General features: G+C 69.4%; 17 protein-coding genes. 6 read left to right on the top strand and 11 right to left on the bottom strand.

Features of this window, described 5'->3' with window-relative positions; translation table 11 throughout:
* Positions 1-81: 81 nt before the first annotated feature.
* The 3 genes from imuA to ACUTAF_RS06735 are packed head-to-tail and all read left to right on the top strand — an operon-like array spanning position 82 to position 5,202.
* Positions 82-699, top strand: a complete 618-nt coding sequence (gene imuA, locus ACUTAF_RS06745; RefSeq protein WP_445579248.1) for a translesion DNA synthesis-associated protein ImuA — start codon at positions 82-84, stop codon at positions 697-699.
* A 7-nt stretch (positions 700-706) separates the two neighbouring features.
* Positions 707-2,122 (top strand): Y-family DNA polymerase, encoded by a 1,416-nt coding sequence (locus ACUTAF_RS06740; RefSeq protein WP_445582413.1) that lies wholly within the window; start codon positions 707-709, stop codon positions 2,120-2,122.
* Complete coding sequence (locus ACUTAF_RS06735) at positions 2,119-5,202, top strand: error-prone DNA polymerase (RefSeq protein WP_445579247.1); 3,084 nt, start codon at positions 2,119-2,121, stop codon at positions 5,200-5,202. Before ACUTAF_RS06740 ends, ACUTAF_RS06735 begins: the two co-directional genes overlap by 4 nt.
* Here ACUTAF_RS06735 and ACUTAF_RS06730 read toward each other — a convergent pair.
* From ACUTAF_RS06730 to ACUTAF_RS06690, 9 genes are all read right to left on the bottom strand, one after another.
* The gene (locus tag ACUTAF_RS06730; protein ID WP_445579246.1) at positions 5,196-5,936 is read right to left on the bottom strand and encodes a lipoate--protein ligase family protein; all 741 of its coding nucleotides are present in this window, start codon (positions 5,934-5,936) and stop codon (positions 5,196-5,198) included. The genes ACUTAF_RS06735 and ACUTAF_RS06730 overlap by 7 nt on opposite strands.
* Positions 5,933-6,637, bottom strand: coding sequence for a 2-oxo acid dehydrogenase subunit E2 (locus ACUTAF_RS06725; RefSeq protein WP_445579245.1), 705 nt, complete (start codon positions 6,635-6,637; stop codon positions 5,933-5,935). The genes ACUTAF_RS06730 and ACUTAF_RS06725 overlap by 4 nt, the downstream gene beginning before the upstream one ends.
* A gap of 4 nt (positions 6,638-6,641) precedes the next feature.
* The gene (locus ACUTAF_RS06720) at positions 6,642-6,875 is read right to left on the bottom strand and encodes a biotin/lipoyl-containing protein (protein WP_445579244.1); all 234 of its coding nucleotides are present in this window, start codon (positions 6,873-6,875) and stop codon (positions 6,642-6,644) included.
* Between the two features lie 4 nt (positions 6,876-6,879).
* Complete coding sequence (locus ACUTAF_RS06715; protein ID WP_445579243.1) at positions 6,880-7,905, bottom strand: alpha-ketoacid dehydrogenase subunit beta; 1,026 nt, start codon at positions 7,903-7,905, stop codon at positions 6,880-6,882.
* A gap of 22 nt (positions 7,906-7,927) precedes the next feature.
* Positions 7,928-9,007 (bottom strand): 2,3-butanediol dehydrogenase, encoded by a 1,080-nt coding sequence (locus ACUTAF_RS06710; RefSeq protein ID WP_445582412.1) that lies wholly within the window; start codon positions 9,005-9,007, stop codon positions 7,928-7,930.
* A gap of 41 nt (positions 9,008-9,048) precedes the next feature.
* Positions 9,049-10,038: a thiamine pyrophosphate-dependent dehydrogenase E1 component subunit alpha gene (locus ACUTAF_RS06705; protein WP_445579242.1), complete on the bottom strand. Its 990-nt coding sequence runs from the start codon at positions 10,036-10,038 to the stop codon at positions 9,049-9,051.
* A gap of 12 nt (positions 10,039-10,050) precedes the next feature.
* Entirely contained in the window at positions 10,051-11,631 is a 1,581-nt protein-coding gene (locus ACUTAF_RS06700; protein ID WP_445579241.1) for a GMC family oxidoreductase, read from the bottom strand.
* 40 nt (positions 11,632-11,671) lie between these two features.
* A complete protein-coding gene (locus ACUTAF_RS06695; protein ID WP_445579240.1) occupies positions 11,672-12,190 on the bottom strand; it encodes a gluconate 2-dehydrogenase subunit 3 family protein in 519 nt (172 codons plus the stop codon).
* Between the two features lie 303 nt (positions 12,191-12,493).
* The gene (locus ACUTAF_RS06690) at positions 12,494-13,417 is read right to left on the bottom strand and encodes a transporter (protein ID WP_445579239.1); all 924 of its coding nucleotides are present in this window, start codon (positions 13,415-13,417) and stop codon (positions 12,494-12,496) included.
* A gap of 332 nt (positions 13,418-13,749) precedes the next feature.
* Between ACUTAF_RS06690 and ACUTAF_RS06685 the strand changes: the two genes are divergently transcribed.
* Positions 13,750-15,699, top strand: a complete 1,950-nt coding sequence (locus tag ACUTAF_RS06685; protein WP_445579238.1) for a sigma-54-dependent Fis family transcriptional regulator — start codon at positions 13,750-13,752, stop codon at positions 15,697-15,699.
* Positions 15,700-15,744: 45 nt separating this feature from the next.
* Here the strand turns inward: ACUTAF_RS06685 and ACUTAF_RS06680 are convergent, their stop codons facing one another.
* Positions 15,745-16,296, bottom strand: a complete 552-nt coding sequence (locus ACUTAF_RS06680; protein ID WP_445579237.1) for a VOC family protein — start codon at positions 16,294-16,296, stop codon at positions 15,745-15,747.
* A 426-nt stretch (positions 16,297-16,722) separates the two neighbouring features.
* Between ACUTAF_RS06680 and ACUTAF_RS06675 the strand changes: the two genes are divergently transcribed.
* Both ACUTAF_RS06675 and ACUTAF_RS06670 read left to right on the top strand, forming a co-directional pair.
* Positions 16,723-17,037 (top strand): chorismate mutase, encoded by a 315-nt coding sequence (locus ACUTAF_RS06675; RefSeq protein ID WP_445579236.1) that lies wholly within the window; start codon positions 16,723-16,725, stop codon positions 17,035-17,037.
* 171 nt (positions 17,038-17,208) lie between these two features.
* Positions 17,209-17,748 carry a DinB family protein gene (locus ACUTAF_RS06670; RefSeq protein WP_445579235.1) on the top strand — a complete coding sequence of 180 codons (540 nt, stop codon included), beginning with the start codon at positions 17,209-17,211 and terminating at the stop codon, positions 17,746-17,748.
* Between the two features lie 202 nt (positions 17,749-17,950).
* On the opposite strand, the gene ACUTAF_RS06665 is transcribed toward ACUTAF_RS06670, so the two are convergent.
* The gene (locus tag ACUTAF_RS06665) at positions 17,951-18,658 is read right to left on the bottom strand and encodes a type 1 glutamine amidotransferase (protein WP_445579234.1); all 708 of its coding nucleotides are present in this window, start codon (positions 18,656-18,658) and stop codon (positions 17,951-17,953) included.
* Positions 18,659-18,700: the final 42 nt, after the last annotated feature.

The raw sequence follows: 18,700 nt of genomic DNA, 5'->3' as shown, positions 1-18,700 counted from the left end.
GACGCGACGACCGGCGGCTTGACCGCCAACCAGGCAGACCAAATACTGTACGCATAGACAGTATTTGGAGTTTTCACCGCCATGTCTGCCGTGGTCGCCCTCGCCCCCCTCTTCGACAGCCGCCGCCTCTGGCGCGGCCAGGACATTGCCCGCGCGCCCAGCCGCCAAGCGACCGGGCACGCCGCGCTGGACGCCCTGCTGCCCGGCGGCGGCTGGCCCGATTCGGCACTCAGCGAGCTGCTGGTCGCCGCCCCCGGCATCGGCGAGCTGCGCCTGCTCTGGCCGACCCTGGCACGTCTGAGCCAGGCCGGCGAGCGTGTGGTACTGGTCGCTCCGCCTCATCTGCCCTACCCCCAGGCCTGGCTGGCGGCGCAAATCGATCTGCGCCAGCTGAACATCGTCCACGCCCAGAGCCGCGATGCGCTGTGGGCGGCCGAACAATGCCTGCGCTCGGGCAGTTGCGGCGCGGTGCTGTGCTGGCCGCAGCGGGCCGACGATCGCGCCCTGCGCCGCCTGCAAGTGGCGGCCGAGAGCGGCCAGACCCTGGCCTTCGCCTACCGCCCGCTGGGCGAGGCGGTCAACCCGTCGCCGGCGGCCCTGCGCCTGGCCATCGAGGCCCGGCCGGCACAGCTGCGCGTGCTCAAGTGCCGCGGCGGCCTGGCTCCGGCGCAGCCGCTGCCGGCCGCGGCCTGGTCCTGAGATGAACATGCTCTGGGCCTGCATCCTGCTGCCGCAGCTGGCGCTCGATGGCGTCATGCGCCAGCGTGCCGAACCGACCGAGCCGCTGGTGCTGCTCGGCGGCCCGCCGCAGCGGCGCGTGCTGCAGGCGGTCAACCCGGCGGCGCGGGCGCTGGGCCTCAAGCCCGGGCAGTTGCTCAGCGCGGCGCAGGCACTGACCCGCGGCTTCGCCAGCGCCGACTACGACCTCGCCGCCATCGAACGCTGGCAGCAGTTCCTCGCCGCCTGGGCCTATGGTTTCAGCGCCCAGGTCAGCCTGCACTACCCGCGCTGCCTGCTGCTGGAGGTGGGTTCCAGCCTCGGCCTGTTCGGCCCCTGGCCGCGTTTCGAGGCGCGCCTGCGCCGGGAGCTGGACGAGCTGGGTTTCCAGCAGCGCATCACCCTCGCGCCCAACCCGGTCGCCGCGCGCATGCTGGCCAACGTCCACGACGGCCTGGCGATCGGCGACGCGGCCGAGCTGCGCGCGGCGCTCGAGCGCCTGCCGATCGAGCGCATCGGCCTGCCCCGCGAGACCGCCTCCGCCCTCGCCCGCATGGGCCTGCGCAGCCTGCAGCAGTTGCTCGCTCTGCCACGCGACGGCCTGGCGCGGCGCTTTCCGGCCGAGCTGCTGCGCCACCTCGACAGCCTGCTCGGCGAACGGGCGCTGGCCCTGGAGTTCTACCGCCCGCCGGATCGCTTCGATGCACGCATCGAGCTCAACTTCGAGGTCGAGTCGCACCAGGCGCTGCTGTTTCCGCTGCGCCGCCTGACCGCCGATCTGGCCGCCTACCTGGCCGGGCGCGACAGCGGCGTGCAGCGCTTCACCCTGCACTTGGAACACCGCAATCGCCCGGCCAGCCAGCTGGTGGTGGGCCTGCTCAGCGCCGAGCGCGATCCGGCCATGCTGCTGGAGCTGACCCGCGGCCGCCTGGAGCAGCTGCAATTGCCGGCACCGGTGCTGGCGCTGCGCCTGGAGGCCTGCGAGCTGCCGGCCTTCGCCCCGCAGCATCGGCAACTGTTCGACGAGCGGCCGCAGCAGTCGCTGCCCTGGGAGCAGTTGCGCGAACGCCTGCGCGCCCGCCTCGGCGACGCGGCGGTACAGGGCCTCGGCGCCCGCGCCGATTATCGCCCGGAGATGAGCTGGCAAGCCGAAAGCGCCAGGAGCACGCCGCCGCTGCCCAGCGTCGGGCCGCGCCCCGCCTGGCTGCTGGGCGAGCCGCAGCCGCTCGATAACGTCGGCCTGCTGATCCTCGCCGGCCCCGAGCGCATCGAATCGGGCTGGTGGGACGGCGGCGACCTGCGCCGCGACTACTACCTGGTGCAAACCCGCTGCGGCCAGCGCGCCTGGGCCTTCCGTCCGCTCGGCAACGCCGGGCCGCTGCAGCTGCATGGCTGGTTCGCATGACGCCCGACTACGCCGAGCTGCACTGCCTGTCCAATTTCAGCTTTCAACGCGGCGCCTCCAGCGCCCGCGAGCTGTTCGAGCGCGCCGCGCGCCTCGGCTACCGGGCCCTGGCGATCACCGACGAATGCACGCTCGCCGGCATCGTGCGCGCCTGGCAGGCGGCCAGGGAGACCGGCCTGGCGCTGATCGTCGGTAGCGAGATGCCCATCGAAGGCGGCCCCAGGCTGGTGCTGCTGGCCGAAGACCTGGCCGGTTACCAGGCGCTGTGCCGGCTGATCACCGCCGCCCGGCGCCGCGCCGAGAAAGGCCGCTACCGTCTGCTGCGCGAGGACTTCGACACGCCGCTGGACGGCCTGCTGGCGATCTGGCTAGCCGAGCCGCAGGCGAACGATGGCGACGCTAGCTGGCTGCGCCAACGCTTCGCCGACCGCCTGTGGCTGGGCATCGAACTGCACCGCGGCGCCGACGATGCCGCCCGCCTGCGTCAGCTGCAGGCACTGGCCGCGCGCCTGGACATACCCGCGCTGGCCTGCGGCGACGTGCACATGCACGCCCGCGGCCGCCGCGCGCTGCAAGACTGCATGACCGCCATCCGTCAGCACCTGCCGGTGGCCGAGGCCGGCGCCTGGCTGTTTCCCAATGGCGAGCGCCACCTGCGCCGCCGCGAGGAGCTGGCCGAGCTGTATCCGCAGGAATTGCTCGACGAGACGCTACGGGTGGCCGAGCGCTGCCGCTTCGAGCTCGACCAGCTGAAATATCAGTACCCGCACGAACTGGTGCCGGCCGGCCACAATGCCGCCTCCTGGCTGCGTCATCGGGTCGAAGAAGGCCTGCGCTGGCGCTGGCCCGACGGCGCCAGCGCCAAGGTGCGGGCGCAGGTCGAGCACGAACTGCAGCTGATCGTCGAACTGGAATACGAAAGCTACTTTCTTACCGTGCACGACATCGTCAGCTGGGCCCGCGAGCAGCAGATCCTCTGCCAGGGTCGCGGCTCGGCGGCCAACTCGACCGTGTGCTTCGCCCTCGGCATCACCGAACTGAACCCGGACAACTCGGGCAGCCGACTGCTGTTCGAACGCTTTCTCTCGCGCGAGCGCAACGAGCCGCCGGATATCGACGTCGACTTCGAGCACGAGCGCCGCGAGGAAGTCATCCAGTACGTGTTTCGCCGCTATGGCCGCCAGCGCGCGGCGCTGACCGCGGTGGCCAGCACCTACCACGGCGCCGGCGCGCTGCGTGACGTGGCCAAGGCGCTCGGCCTGCCGCCCGATCAGGTCGGCGCCCTGGCCGATTGCTGCGGACGCTGGAGCAACCGCATACCGGACGCCGAACGCCTGCGCGAGGCCGGCTTCGACCCGGACAGCCCGTCGCTGCACCGCATCCTGACCCTGAGCGGCGAGCTGATCGGCTTTCCCCGCCACCTGTCGCAGCACCCGGGCGGCTTCGTCATCTCCGAGCAGCCGCTGCAGACCCTGGTGCCGGTGGAGAACGCCAGCATGGCCGAGCGCACCGTGATCCAGTGGGATAAAGACGACCTCGACCTGGTCGGTCTGCTCAAGGTCGATATCCTCGCCCTCGGCATGCTCAGCGCGCTGCGCCGCTGCTTCGCCCTGATCGAACGCTACCGCGGCACGCGCTGGACCCTGGCCAGCCTGCCGCAGGAGGATGCGCCGACCTACGCCATGATCAGCCGCGCCGATACCGTCGGCGTATTCCAGATCGAGTCGCGGGCGCAGATGGCCATGCTACCGCGCCTGCGCCCAAAGACCTTCTACGACCTGGTGATCCAGGTGGCCATCGTCCGCCCCGGGCCGATCCAGGGCGATATGGTGCATCCCTACCTGCGCCGGCGTAATAAAGAGGAGCCGGTGGAATATCCTTCAGACGAATTGCGCCCGGTGTTCGAGCGCACCCTCGGCGTGCCGCTGTTCCAGGAACAGGTGATGGAGCTGGCCATGGTCGCCGCCGACTACAGCCCCGGCGAGGCCGACGAACTGCGCCGCTCGATGGCCGCCTGGAAGCGCCACGGCGGGCTGGAGCCGCATCGCCAGCGGCTGACCTCGCGCATGCTGGAAAAAGGCTACACGGCCGAATACACCGCGCGCATCTTCCGCCAGATCGAGGGCTTCGGCAGCTACGGCTTCCCCGAATCCCACGCCGCCAGCTTCGCCCTGCTCACCTACGCCAGCTGCTGGCTGAAATGCCACGAGCCGGCCGCCTACGCCTGCGCCCTGGTCAACAGCTGGCCGATGGGTTTCTACAGCCCCGACCAGGTGCTGCAGGACGCCCGCCGCCACGGCATCGAAGTGCGCCCGGCGGACGTGCGCCACAGCGCCTGGGACTGCAGCCTGGAGCCAAGCGGCAGCGAGCAGCCGGCAATCCGCCTGGGGCTGCGCCTGCTGCGCGGTTTTCGCGAGGAGGATGCCCTGCGCATCGAGGCGGCGCGGCAGGCGGCGCCCTTCACTGATGTGGTCGACCTGTGCCGGCGCGCCGCCCTGGATGGCCGCGCCCGCGAATGCCTGGCCGACGCCGGCGCCCTGCACGGCCTGGCCGGCGACCGTTACCGCGCGCGCTGGGCGGTGGCCGGGGTCCAGCCGCAGCTGCCGCTGTTCGCCGACCAGCCGGCGAGCCGCGAAGCGCCCGTGGCGCTGCCGCAACCCACGGTCGGCGAAGACCTGCTGACGGACTACGCCACCCTCGGCACCACTCTCGGCCCGCATCCGCTGACGCTGCTGCGTGAACGCCTGAGGGCCAAACGCTGCCGCAGCTCGCGCGAGCTGGGCGCAGTCGAGCACGGCCGCCCGGTCAGCGTCGCCGGCCTGGTGATCGGCCGCCAGCGCCCGCAAACCGCCAGCGGGGTGATCTTCGTCACCCTGGAAGACGAGTTCGGCATGATCAACGTGGTGGTCTGGCATGACCTGGCCGAGCGCCAGCGCCGGGTGCTGCTGCAGTCACGCCTGCTGCGCGTCGACGGCCACCTGGAAAGCGCCGACGGCGTGCGCCACGTGATCGCCGGGCGCCTGGTCGACCTGACTCCGCTGCTAACCGGGCTCGACGTGCGCAGCCGGGATTTTCAATAAGCCGGCGCCTGCCCGGCACGACAGGCCTCCAACACTCCACGGCCTAGCGCCCAGGGCGCCTCGAACCAGTGGGCGAGGTCTTGCACGTCCTCCCATGGCCCGCTCAGCCACTCCTCCAGCGCGACATGGCTGGCCGCCCGGCAACGTTGCGGCTGGCCGCAGGCCTGGTAGAAGCGATTGACCGCCTCGACCATGGCCGCGCGCTCATCGTCGATGAGCATGGCGCCATGCACCAGCACCACCAGACGGCCGTCCAGGCTGCGCCGGCGCCAGCGCTGGGCCGTGCCCACCAGCTTGCGCCGCGCCAGGGTGACGTTGAAGCGCCCGTCGCAGAATGCCCCGGCCACCTCGCCGAGGCCCGGCAGCAGGCCGCAGCCGCGCAGCCACTGGCGGATCGGCTCGCACAGGCGCAGGTAGGCGGTCTCGATGCGCGCGCGTTCGTCCTCCTGCGTCGGCACCACATAGGCCAGGGCCACGTTGAGCACCGCCGGCGATTGCGGCACCGGCTCGCCGCCGGTGTCGCGCAGGGCGATAGGCCAGCCCGCGGCGGCGCAGCCGATAGCCGCCGCGGTGAAGCCCGGCAGCCGGCTGAGCCGGCGCGGCATCACCAGGGCCGAGTCGCTGGGGCGCCAGAGCAGCAGCCCCCACTCCTCTTCTCCGGCCTGCACCCGCGCCAGCAGCTGGCGCTCGGCCTCCAGCCCGGCCTCGACGCTGACCCGCCAGATCCCTTTCATGACGGCTCGCCCTGCTCGATGCGCCGGCACAGATCGTCGAGGAAATCCGCGGCGGGCGCGCCGTTCACCGCGCGGTGGTCGAAGGTCAGCGACAGCCCCATGAAGTCGCGCTCCAGCAGGCTGCCGTCGGCGCCGCGCTGCAGGCGCCGCTGCACCCCGCCGAGGCCGATGATGGCAACCTGCGGCACGTTGAGGATGGGGGTGAAGAAGCGCACCCGCGACAGCCCCAGGTTGGTCACCGTCACCGTCGCGCCGGTCAGCTCCCTGACCGAAAGCTTGCCGGCCAGCGCCTTGTCCACCAGGGCCCGACGCGCCAGCGCCAGGGCCTCGGCATCGAGCTGCTCGGCATCGAACAGCGCAGGCGCCACCAGCAGATCGCCGGGCAACGGGATCGCCAGGCCCAGGTGCACCGGGCCATGCTGGGTGATCAGGTTGTCCTCCAGGGTGGCGTTGAGCGCCGGGTGATCCTGGAGGGTGCGGACGATCGTCAGCAGCAGCAGATCCTGCAGCGACACCTGGCTGCCCGCCGCCTTCAGCTGCGCGCGCCGCGCCTGCAGGGCGCTCAGCTCGCACTCGGCGTGGTGGGTGAGCTGCGCGGCGGTCTGCAGGCTCTCGCTCATCTTCGCCGCGATCATCTTGCGCATGCCCTTGAGCGGCAGAGTCCGGGTGCCGGCCGCGGCCGGCGTGTGCATCTGGCCCATGGGCTCACTCCACCGCGCCGATGGTCGCGCCCTTGGCGACCACGGCGTCTTCATCTTCGAGGATCTTCAGCACGCCGGCAGCCGGCGCCTCGATCTCGAACTGGGCCTTCTCCGACATGATCTCGGCCACCAGGTCGCCCTGGCCGACTTCGGCGCCATCGCCGACCAGCCAGGCGGTGATCACCGCCTCGGCATCGCCTTCCCAGAGGTCGTGGGGAATCAGAATTGGCTTGGACATGCGTTTACTCCTCGTGCTTGAACTGGTGGTAGGCCGCGACGATCTTCGCGGCGGATGGCAGCGCCCACTGCTCCATGGGCGGGGTGAAGGGAATCGGGATATCCGGGAAGGCGACCCGCTGCGGGCTGGCCTTGAGCATGCCGACGTCGTGCTCGACCACGCTGGCGATGATCTCGCCGCTGACCCCGAAGCTGTGGTAGTCCTCGTCGACCACGATCAACCGCCCGGTCTTGCGCACCGAGGCGATGACGTGCTCGCGGTCCAGCGGCACCAGGCTGCGCAGGTCGACGACCTCGGCGCTGACACCCTGCTGCGCCAGCTGCTGCGCCGCGCGCAGGGCGTGATGCACGCCGGCGCCGAGGCTGACGATGCTCACGTCCGTGCCCTCGCGCACCGTCCTGGCCTTGCCGATCTCCACCAGGTACGGCGCTTCCGGCACCGCCACCGTGGCGCCCTTCTCGGTGCCGAGCCAGCCCATGCCCTGCAGCGCCTTGTGGAACAGGTAGACCACCGGATTGTCGTCGCGAATCGCCGCGGTCATCAGGCCCTTGGCGTCGTAGGCGTTGCTCGGCACCACCACCTTCATCCCCGGCAGGTGGGCGAAGGTGCCGTACAGGCACTGCGAATGCTGGCCGGCGTCGGAGTAGCCGGCGCCGGTGGAGGCCATCAGCACCATGGGCACGCCGACCTTGCCGCCGGAGAAGTAGGTGTTCTTCGCCATCAGGTTGTAGATGGCGTCCATGCACACGCCGAAGAAGTCGACGAACATCAGCTCGACGATCGGTCGCATGCCGTCGGAGGCCGCGCCGACGGCGGCGCCGATAAAGGCGGTCTCGGAGATCGGCGTGTCGCGCACTCGCGCGCCGCCGAACTCCTCATGCAGGCCGCGGGTATTGCCGAATACCCCGCCGAGCTGGCCGATATCCTCGCCCATCACGAACACCCGGGGGTCGAGGCGCATTTCCTGGGCCACCGCCTCGGCCATGGCGCGGGCGATGGTGAGTTTGCGTTCTTTGATCACTGCGGACATCTCTGTACTCCTCGTCGATGGCTCAGGCGCAGCTCAGGGTCGAGGCGGCAGGCCTGACGATGATCTTCACGTTCTGATCCTTGTTGTTCACCAGTTCCTCGAAGCCCCGCTCGAGGATGTGTTCGAGCTCGATGCGCCCGGTGATCAGCGGCGTGACGTCCAGGCGGCCGTCGGCGATCAGGGCGATGACGTCGGCGAACTCGCCGTTGTAGGCCAGCGCACCGATCACCTGCTTCTCGGTGGCGACGATGTCGAAGAAGTTGAACTCGCTGGCCTCCTCGAAGATGCCGACCATCACGCAGCGCCCGCCCTTGCGGATCAGGTCGATGGCCAGCTTGGCGGTGTTCTTGTGGCCGATGCACTCGAAGGAAACCGCCGCGCCGAGGCCTTCGGTCAGCTCGCGCACGGCGGCCTGGGCATCGCCCTGGCTGGGGTCGATCACCGCTGTGGCGCCCACTTCCAGCGCCTTGGCCTTGCGCGCCGTGGACATTTCCAGGGCGATGATCCGCGCGGCGCCCGCGGCCCGGGCGCACATGATGGTGCACAGGCCGATGGTGCCGGCGCCGACCACCACCACGGTCTGGCCGAGCAGGCTGCCGGCCTTCTTCACCGCGTGCATGCCCACCGCCAGCGGCTCGATCAGCGCGCCGGCCTCGCTGGGGAAACCGTCCGGCAGGGGGTACAGCAGATTGGCCGGCACGTTGACCAGTTCGGCGAAGGCGCCGTTGTTCATCAGTCCGGTGAAGGCCAGGTTCTCGCACAGGTTGTACTGGCCCTGGCGGCAGAAGGCGCAGCTGCCGCAATGCTGGCAGGCATCGGCGGCGACGCGCTGGCCGATGGCGAACCCCTCGACGCCCTCGCCCAGGGCGGCGATCTCGCCGCAGAACTCGTGGCCGAGGATGCACTGCCCCTGGATGCCGGTCAGCGGATGCGGCGCGTCGCTGGGTATGAACACCGGCCCGGCCAGGTATTCGTGCAGGTCGGAGCCGCAGATGCCGCACCAGTGCACGCGGATCTGCACCCAGCCGGCAGCCGGCTGCGGCGGCAGCGCCACTTGTTCCAGGCGGATATCGCGGCGGCCGTGCCAGACGGCGGCCTGCATGGTCAGGGATTGGCTCATGTTCTTCTCCTCGCTGCGGCTCATCACACGAACACCTTTTCCAGGGCCTCTTCCGGCGCCGGGTAGGCACTGTCGCGGGCAAACTGCACCGCGGCGTCGACCCGGCCGCGGGCGACTTCCTCCAGGCCAGCCAGGGTCGGCTCGTCGGCCACGCCCAGCGTCAGCAGGCGCTGGCGGTAGGCCGGTATCGGGTCCTTGGCCAGCAGCGCCTCCTTCTCGCCGGCCGGGCGGTAGGTCTCGCCGTCCCCCATGAAGTGACCGGCTAGGCGGTGGGTCTCGATCTCGATCAGGCTCGGCCCCTCGCCGGCGCGGGCACGGCCGATGGCTTCAGCGGCGGCGGCGAAGATCGCGTCGGCGTCGTTGCCCGGCACGAACACGCCGGGCATGCCGTAGGCGGCGGCGCGCAGGTAGTTGCGCTCGATGGCGGTCGAGGCGGCCTTGGCCACCGAGATGCCCCAGGCGTTGTCCTCGATCACGAACACCACCGGCAGCTTCCACAGCGCGGCCAGGTTGAGGGTCTCGTGGAAGGCGCCCTGGTTCGCCGCGCCTTCGCCGAGGAAGGCCACCGCCACACCGGACTTGCCCTGCAGCTGGCGCGACAGCGCCGCACCGACCGCCGGGCCCATACCCTGGGCGATGATCCCGGAGCAGGAGAAGTTCACCCGTGCATCGAACAGGTGCATATGGCCGCCGCGGCCGCCGGACAGGCCGGTGGCCTTGCCGAAGATCTCGGCGACCATCTCGTCGAGGTCCACCCCCTTGGCCACGGCGATATGGTGCGGGCGGTGGGTGGCGGTGACGATGTCCTCGGCGCCGAGATGGGCGCAGACGCCGACCGCGCAGGGCTCCTGGCCGTTGGAAAGGTGCATCTCGCCGGGAATCGGACCGTTGGCCATGTTGAAGACCGGCGTCTTGCCCTCCATGTAGATGCGTTCGATGGACTCCTCCAGGTAACGGCTGACGAGCATCTGCTCGAACATCCAGAGGCGCTGGGCATTGCTGGGTGTAGTCATGGGATCGGCTCCTCAGAGGGCGCGCTGGCTGAGCAGCGTGCCAATGTGTTCGGCCTGGCGCAGGGCCAGGGCGACTATGGTCAGGGTCGGGTTCTGCCCGCCGCTGGTGGTGAACTGGCTGCCATCGGAGATGAACAGATTGGGGATGTCGTGGCTCTGCCCCCACTTGTTCACCACGCCGTCGGCGGCCTTGGCGCTCATGCGGTTGGTGCCCATGTTGTGGCTGGCCGGGTAGGACGGCAGGCGGATCACCTCGGTGGCGCCGACCGCCTCGTAGCACTTGCGGGTCTGCTCCACGCCGTGGTCGCGCATGGCGTTGTCGAAGGGGTGGTCGTCCTTGTGCACCACCGGAATCGGCAGGCCGTACTGGTCCTTCTCGCTGCCGTGCAGGGTGATGCGGTTGCTCTCCATGGGCAGGTCCTCGCCGCACAGCCAGACCCCGGACATGTGGTCGTAGCGCTCCATGCGCGAGGCGAAGGCGCGGCCCCAGCCCTGCGGCGTCGGGTCGAGGAAGGCGGACATGAACGGCAGGCCGAGGGAGAGGATCTCCAGCCGGTAGCCGCCGACGAAGCCGCGCGAGGTGTCGTTGTAGGACTCGTCGGAGATGATCCCGGCACAGGTGGTGCCGCGGTACATGTGCACCGGCTTGGGCAGCACCGCGTAGATGCCGGCGGTGGTGTGGGTCATGTAGTTGCGCCCGACCTGGCCGGAGGAGTTGGCCAGGCCGTCCCTGAACAGCGAGGACTCGGAGTTGAGCAGCAGGCGCGGCGACTCGATGGAGTTGCCGGCCACGCACACCACCCGGGCCTTCTGCCGCTGCTGGCGGCCCTCGGCGTCGGCGTAGACCACCCCGGTGACCCGCCCGCGGGCATCGTGCTCGATGCGCAGGGCCATGCTCTGCGGGCGCACCTCGCAGTGGCCGGTGGCCTCGGCGCGGGGAATGTCGGTGTAGAGGGTCGACCACTTGGCGCCGATACGGCAGCCCTGCATGCAGAAGCCGATCTGCATGCAGCCGGGCCGACCGTCGTAGGGCTGGGTGTTGATCGCCATCGGCCCGGACTGGATCTCCTGGTAGCCGATGCGCTGGGCGCCGGCAGCCAGCACCTTGAACGAGTTGTGCCACTGGTGATAGGGCATGCCGGTGCTCGGCCCGGTCACCCCCATATGCTGCTCGGCCTTGACGTACCAGGGCTCCAGCTCCTCGTAGCTGAGCGGCCAGTCGAGCAGGTTGGCGCCCTTGATGTCGCCGTTCTCGCTGCGCATGCGGAACTCGAAGTCGCGAAAGCGCAGGGCCACGCCGGCCCAGTGCACCGAGCTGCCGCCCACCGCCTTGACGATCCAGGCCGGCAGGTTCGGGTGGTTGCGCGCCACGTCCCAGCCGCCGCTGGCGATGCGTTTGTCGAGCCAGGAGATCTTGTTGAACATGGCCCACTCGTCGTTCTCGAGGTCGGCCATCTCGTAACGCTTGCCCGCCTCCAGCACCACGCTGCGGATGCCTTGCTTGGCCAGGGCATGGGCCAGCGTGCCGCCGCCGGCGCCCGAGCCGATGATGACGACCACGTCGCTGTCGTCCTGGGAGAATTTCGCTGCCATGGGGTTAACCCTCATTGTTGGAATGGATGGCGCCGGGTGTTCAGAGCCAGTCGAGGTCGTTGAAGCCGCGGGCGAGGTAGCCGCCCTTCTCCACCGACGAGCCCTCGTAGCCGAACAGCGGGAACAGCGTCTTGTTGTCGTAGAGGCCGAACATCAGCGCGCTGCGGGTCTCGCGGAAGAACGCCGTGGTCTCGATCTCGCGCAGCAGGGCGACACGGTCGTCCTCGCTGGCGATCTCCTCGAACGGCCGGGCGTGGCGGCTGCGCGCGCTGGCCTGGAGGGCCTGCAGGCCGTCGCGGACCAGCTGCGGCTGCTTGTTCAGCAGTTCGAGCAGCGCCTTGGCATAGGGCGCGTCGCCGAGACGGTCATGCGGATAGATGTCGCGGCCCATGCGCAGCAGACCGGCCGGCAGCTGCGGCAGCAGGTCGTCGGCGATGGCGGTGACGGGGATCAGCTGGCCGCCGACGGCGGCGGCGCCGATCAGCAGCGCGGACTGCCCCGACAGGTTGAGGAAGCGTCGGCGGCTCAGCGAGCCGGTGCGCGGGGAAGAGTCATGCATGGCAGAGCTCCAGGCTTTGGCCGGCACGCCCGCGAGACGGGAACGGGCGTGACCGCTGTTGTTGTTATTGGTCCGGGCGCCTTTCGGCCCCCTCGATAGCCATGGAGCAGTCGGCGTGCCAACGCCGTAAAAATTCATAACTAACTGATTTAAAAGTCTTTTATTTCTACGGCAGGCCTTTTCCTGTAAAGCCCGAGGGCTTTACAGCTGTAAGCATCCGTCCGCGGGTTTACAGCCGTAAGCCGCGCCAACGAAAAAGGGGCCCGAAGGCCCCTTCCCTGAGATGTGGCGTGCCGGCCCCGCTCAGAACACCTGCAGCAGGCGGACGTTCAGGCGGTGTTCCTCGCGAAAGCCGTTCTCCACCGCGAAATCCCGCCCGTAGGTGGCGGCCATCTGGGTCTTGGGCAGGAAGAACCAGGAGAACCCCAGCGACCACTTGCCGGTCTCCTGGCGGTCGTCCAGCCACAGCTTGTCGACCCGGTTCTCGCCGCCGTCGAGCCAGGAAACCCCGGCGCGCAGGTCCAGCGCCTGCGTCAGCTGATAGCGCAGGAAGCCCTGGTACTGGTAGCTGGGCTTCTGCCGCTGGGTCCAGCGGGCGCTGCCATGCTGGTTGTTGCGGCCGTAGAACATCACGTCGGCGGCCAGGTCCAGGGACAGCCGCTCGCTCAGCGGCTCGACATAGCCGAGCTGCAGGTTCAGCTTCCAGCGGTTCTCGCCGAGGTTGAGCGGCTCGTCGGCGTCGTACTCGCCGAGCGGCAGGAACAGGTAGGGCGTGACGCCCAGGTAGCGGCCGCGCTCGGGCTCATCGATCAGCCACAGCGGCATGGCCAGGATCGGGTCCGCCAGGCCGCCGGTGTCCTCCAGCCCCCGCCGCCCGTCGAGACGGCCGAAGGGCAGCAGCACCTGCGGCGCGACCCGGTAGCCGGCCAGCTCGGTGTAATGCACCAGGCGCAGGATGCCGATCTGCGAGTCGAGCCCCGGCGAGTCCGCCTGGCGCTGGCCGGCGCGGTACAGGCGGTCGCGCTCTGCCGCCTGCAGATAGAGCAGGCCCAGGGTGGTGCCCGCGGGCGCGGCGACGTAATCGCCGGCATCCAGGTCCAGCGCGGCGGCGGGCGACGTGGCGGACGCACCACCGATCAGCAGCACCAGACTCCAGGCGGTGATCCAGGTGCGGTTGTCGAGCGAGAGCGGAGCAAGCGGCTTGCGCCGTTGGATTGAAGGCAGCATCGATCGTCCTCGTTTCTTGTTGTAGTTCCCCGATGGGGCCGCGGCAGCGCGGCGCAGGATGCGTGCCAGGCACCGCCGCAGGCAGGCAAGCATCTGAATGCAAAGGACTTTCTACGAAGGGAAGGACGATCGGCGAGCCCATGCCGGCTGGCCGCAGGCTTACAGTTGTAAGGCCGCGAGCGCCGTTCGACCGCGACCAAAGGGCAGATGACGGCGCGGCGCTAAACTCGTAAGGTGACTGCAACCGTGCCAGCCCGCCCAGCGCGCTGCCGCCGCACAAGAACAAGATCGTCACGCAGCGCCGGTGCCCCATCCCGGCGCCCGGAGGCCGCATGAGCACCATCGCCACCCCCAGCCTGCATATCGACACCGTGCTGTCCTACGCCAACCAGGGGGCCGGGCACGAGACCATCATCACCCGCTCCTGGCAGCGCTGCATTCAGGACTACGGCCTGGACCCGGCCAAGCCGGCACCGCCGCGCTTCGTGCCGCGCCAGGTGCTGCGCGAACACCAGGACCAGGCAGACGAGCTGATCAACGTGGCGCGCGCCGGCGTCGAGCAGCTCTATCGGCACATCGCCGAGCTGGGCTACGTGATCCTGCTCACCGACAATCGCGGGATCACCGTGCAGTTCCTCGGCGACCCGCTGGACGAGGCGGCGCACCGCAAGACCGGCCTGTACCTGGGCGCCGACTGGAGCGAGGATCACGCCGGCACCTGCGCGGTAGGCACCTGCATCAAGGAACGGCAGCCGCTGACCTGCCACCACCACGACCACTTCAGCGCCCACCACATCGCCCTGACCTGCACCGCGGTGCCCATCTTCAATCCGCAGGGGCAACTGCTGGCGGTGCTGGACATCTCGGCGCTGAACTCGCCGCCGTCGAAGGACTCGCAGCAGTTCGCCCTGCAGCTGGTCAAGCAGTACGCGCGGATGATCGAGGACGCCTACTTCCTGCGCCGCTACCGCGGGGCGCCTATCCTCTGCTTCGACCGCTCCCGCGAGTTCGTCCTGATCAATCGCCAGTACCTGCTGGCGCTGGCCGAGGACGGCAGCCTGCTGGCGGCCAACACCGCGGCCCGCACCCTGCTCGCCGAGTGCGGTCTGGAGCTGCCCGAGCGGCCCTCGCCACGGGCCAGGCGCATCGGCATCGGCGAGCTGTTCGACTGCGAAGCCGAGGACATCTTCAGCATCCCCCACGCCAGCCCCGACCAGGTACGCGCCTTCCGCACCCACCGGCAGAACGCCCTGTTCTTCGCCGCGCTGATGGAGCCCAGCCGGGCGCCCGCCGCCGCGCCAGCCCAGAGCCCGGACCAGCCGCGCTGCCCGCTGGACGAGCTGGCCGCGGACGACCCGGCCATGCGCAAGATGCTCGCGCGGGCCAAGCGGCTGTGCAGCGAACCGCTGAACCTGCTGCTCAACGGCGAGACCGGCACCGGCAAGGAACGCCTCGCCCGTGCCCTGCACGACAGCGGCAACCGGCGCAAGGCGCCCTTCGTCGCCATCAACTGCGCGGCGATGCCCGAGTCGCTGATCGAGAGCGAACTGTTCGGCTACCAGCCCGGCACCTTCACCGGCGCGCGCAGCAAGGGCATGCGCGGGCTGATCCAGCAGGCCGACGGCGGCACCCTGTTCCTCGACGAGATCGGCGACATGCCGCTGCACCTGCAGACCCGGCTGCTGCGCGTGCTGGCGGAACAGGAGGTCATGCCGCTGGGCGGCGACAAGCCGATCAAGGTCGATATCCGCGTGATCGCCGCCAGCCACCGCGACCTGCGCCAGCTGATCGAGGCCGGCGCCTTCCGCGAGGACCTCTACTACCGCCTCAACGGCGCCATCCTGCGCCTGCCGCCGCTGCGCGAGCGGGCCGACAAGAACTACCTGATCGAGCGCATCTTCGGCGAGCTGTGCGAACAGCGTCAGCGCCCGGCACGGATCAGGGGCGACGCCATGAGCGCGCTGCTCGGCTACGCCTGGCCGGGCAACATCCGCGAGCTGCGCAACGCCCTGCAGTACGCGCTGGCCACGGCGGAGAGCGAGGAGATCACGGTCAACGACCTGCCCGAGGAATGCCTGCCGAGCGTCAATCCGCGGCAGGCCAAACGCCCGCCGGCGCCGCAGGAGCAGCGCGGCGGCCACGCCCGGGAGATCGAGGAGTGCCTGCGCCGGCAGCGCTGGAACGTCAGCGCGGCGGCGCGCGAGTTGGGCATGTCGCGCCCAACCCTGTACCGCTGGATGAAGCTGCACCGGATAGTCCCGCCCAACGCGCAGGACCTCTGAGGCCCGAGCCGGCCCCGGCGGGGCCGGCCTGCCTGCAGCGGCGGATCAGCGCTCGGGGCAGCGCGGGTCCCACAGCAGGCGCGTCAGCCCCTGCTCGTAGGCCATGCCCCGGGGAAAACTCACCAGCTCCAGCTGCAGCCCCCAGGGCGCCAGGAAGTACACCCAGGTCAGGCCCTCGGCCGGCCCGTCGCTGAAGGTCGAGGGGGTATCCAGCACCTGCACGCCGCGCGACTTCAGGTAGTCCACCGCCGCGTCCATGTCGTCCACATAGAACGCCAGGTGATGCCCGCCGACGTCGCTGTTGCGCGGCAGCCGGCGGTTCTGGTCCGGCGCCGTGTATTCGAATATTTCCAGGTTGGTGCCGTTGCCGCAGCGCAGCATCTGGAAATCGCGGATGGCCGCGCGCGGATGCACGTTGAGGTGGCGCGCCATCCAGTCGTCGTCGAAGCGGAACTCGCCGAAGGTGAAATACGGCTCGCAGCCGAGCACCTCGACGAAGAAGGCAACCGCCTCGGCCAGGTTCGGTACGGTGATGCCGATATGCTGCATGCCGCGCATGCCCGGCAGGGCGTCGTTGCTAGCGTGGGTGTGGGTCATGGGATTCTCGCCTGTTGTTGTTGTTCGGAGTTCGGCAGCCGCTGCTGCCACCGCTCCCCGTGCAGGCTCGATGCCATTCGCCAACTCATTGACTCATAAGGCAATTGCAACATTCGACGACAAGGGCGGTGTAAAGGCCGTTACAGCTGTAAGGCGTTACAGCCGAGGTTTGCCGCCCTTGTCGGCGAGGAGGCCAGCGAACCGACGGTCGATGACTTGCACAGGCCGCTCGACGGCAGCGCCCTGAGGCATAGCCGGTCGCAGCAGGTAGCGACGCTGCGCTTCGTGGCCTGAGCCGGTATGATCCGACGCCAGCACAGTTGGCGCCGACAGCCCGCCCCCCGTCCTGCGCAAGCGGAGCGCATGCACCGGGACGGGCTGGAACCCGCCCCGCACCCAGACGCCCCCGATCAGGATCACCCTCACATGGAAGTTCACTGCCGCTCACTGCACGAAGTCCGCGAAAACATCGATCGAACGGACAGAGAAATCGTGGCTCTACTCGCGAAGCGTGGAGCTTTTGTGGCTCAGGCCGCCGCATTCAAGAAAACGACCGACGACGTGAGAGCCCCCGATCGAGTGGAGCAGGTAATCGCCAAGGTCCGATCACTGGCATGCGCGCAAGGCGCCGATCCCGCGGTAGTGGAAAGCGTCTATCGCGCCATGATCTCGGCCTTTATCGACGCCGAGCTTCGCCAGCACGCGTTGCTTGACGGAAAGGTCCCGGCCGCTGGTGGCTGAGCTTCGTGCTGCATGGGTCGTTTGCCCTGGAGCTCGCCATCTGGATCTGGGCGCTGCTTATCTATCGAGGGCGTTCGCGAATAAATTCGCACCTGCGGGGATGCGACAGCTGACTCTATAGAGCCCTTTCCATCGCCTACCGAGCAACACAGCGCAGACGGGAGCGCAAAGATGCAACGTACCGAGCATATCCGCCAGATGGCGGCCTATAACACCTGGATGAACGAGCGGCTCTACCAGGCCGCCGCCCAGTTGCCGGACGAGGCGATAGGCGTCGAGCGCGGGGCGTTCTTCGGCTCGATCCTCGGCACGCTCAACCACCTGGCGGCGGCCGATCTGATCTGGCTGCGGCGCTTCGCCGCCCATCCGGCCGGCTTTCAGGCGCTGCACGCGCTGGCGGCGCTGCCGCAACCGGCACGGCTGGACGAGCCGCTGGCGGCGGATATCCGCGAGCTGGCGGCACTGCGGCGGCGGCTGGATGCCTGCATCGAAGCGCTGGCGCTGGAGATTCGCGAGGAGCAGCTGGAGCGGCCGCTGAGCTACCGCAACATGAAGGGCGTCGCAGCGCGCAAGAACTTCTTCGCGCTGCTGATGCACCTGTTCAACCACCAGACCCATCACCGCGGCCAGGCCAGCACGCTGCTGTCGCAGGCAGGCGTGGATATCGGGGTGACCGATCTGCTGGCGCTGATTGCGGATGAGCCGGAATAACGGCGCTCCAGGGCTAGGGCCTTGCAGGCCGGGCTTTGGCCCAGGCTGACCCGTGCTGGTGGGCTAAAGCCCACCCTACGGGTTTTAGCAGCAACGCCCAACACGTCAACCAAGCAATTCGCTCCTACCACAGCGGGATCGCAACATCGCCTGGCGGTCCGCTGAGCCCCCCTGCCCTCGCTTGCCTCGAATGGACGCGAACTCAGAGCCCGGCCAGCTTCAGCCAGTGCGCGTAGAAGCCCTCGGCCACCTGGTTCAGCGCCCCGACCCTGTCGCCCAGGTTCTCGCGCATCTCGGCGATGCTCTGCTGGCTGGGCTGGCTGGCGTCGAGCAGGTGGGCCCAGTCGTCGAGCCAGAGCTCGATCAGCTCTTCGGTCATCTCCGGGTGCCCCTGCAGGGCCAGCACCTTGTCGCCCCAGGCGAAGGCCTGGTTGTCGCACCAGCGGCTGCCCAGCAGCGGCTGCGCGCCTGCGGGCAGGGCGAAGGTGTCGCCGTGCCACTGGAAGATGCTGAAGTGCTCGGGCAGATGCGCCAGCCAGGGGCTGCCCGCCGCTGCGCCGCGGCGCTGCATGGCCTGCCAGCCGGCTTCGGTATAGGGCATGCGGCTGATGCCGGCGCCAAGGGCCTTGGCCAGCAGCTGGCCGCCCAGGCAATGGCCGATGATAGGAATGTCGCGGGCGATGAAACGCTGCAGCGCCGCGACCTCGTCGGCGATCCACGGCAGCGGGTCGTTGACGCTCATCGGCCCGCCCATCACCGCGACCGCCTTCGGTCGTTGCAGATCGTAGCCCTGCAGTTCGCCGAGATCGACGCGCAGCACCTCGAAGGCGCAGCCGCGCGCCTGCAGCACCCGCGCCAAGTGGGCGGGCGGGCAGTAATGGATATGCGTCAGGATCAGTACATCGGACATGGTCACCTCCGCGGCGCAGTCTGCGCGATGGCCCACTGCAAG

It is taken from the genome of Pseudomonas sp. SP16.1 (assembly GCF_052682975.1).
The sequence above is the reverse complement of the archived record's forward strand: the minus strand, read 5'-3'. Positions and strand labels throughout refer to the sequence as shown.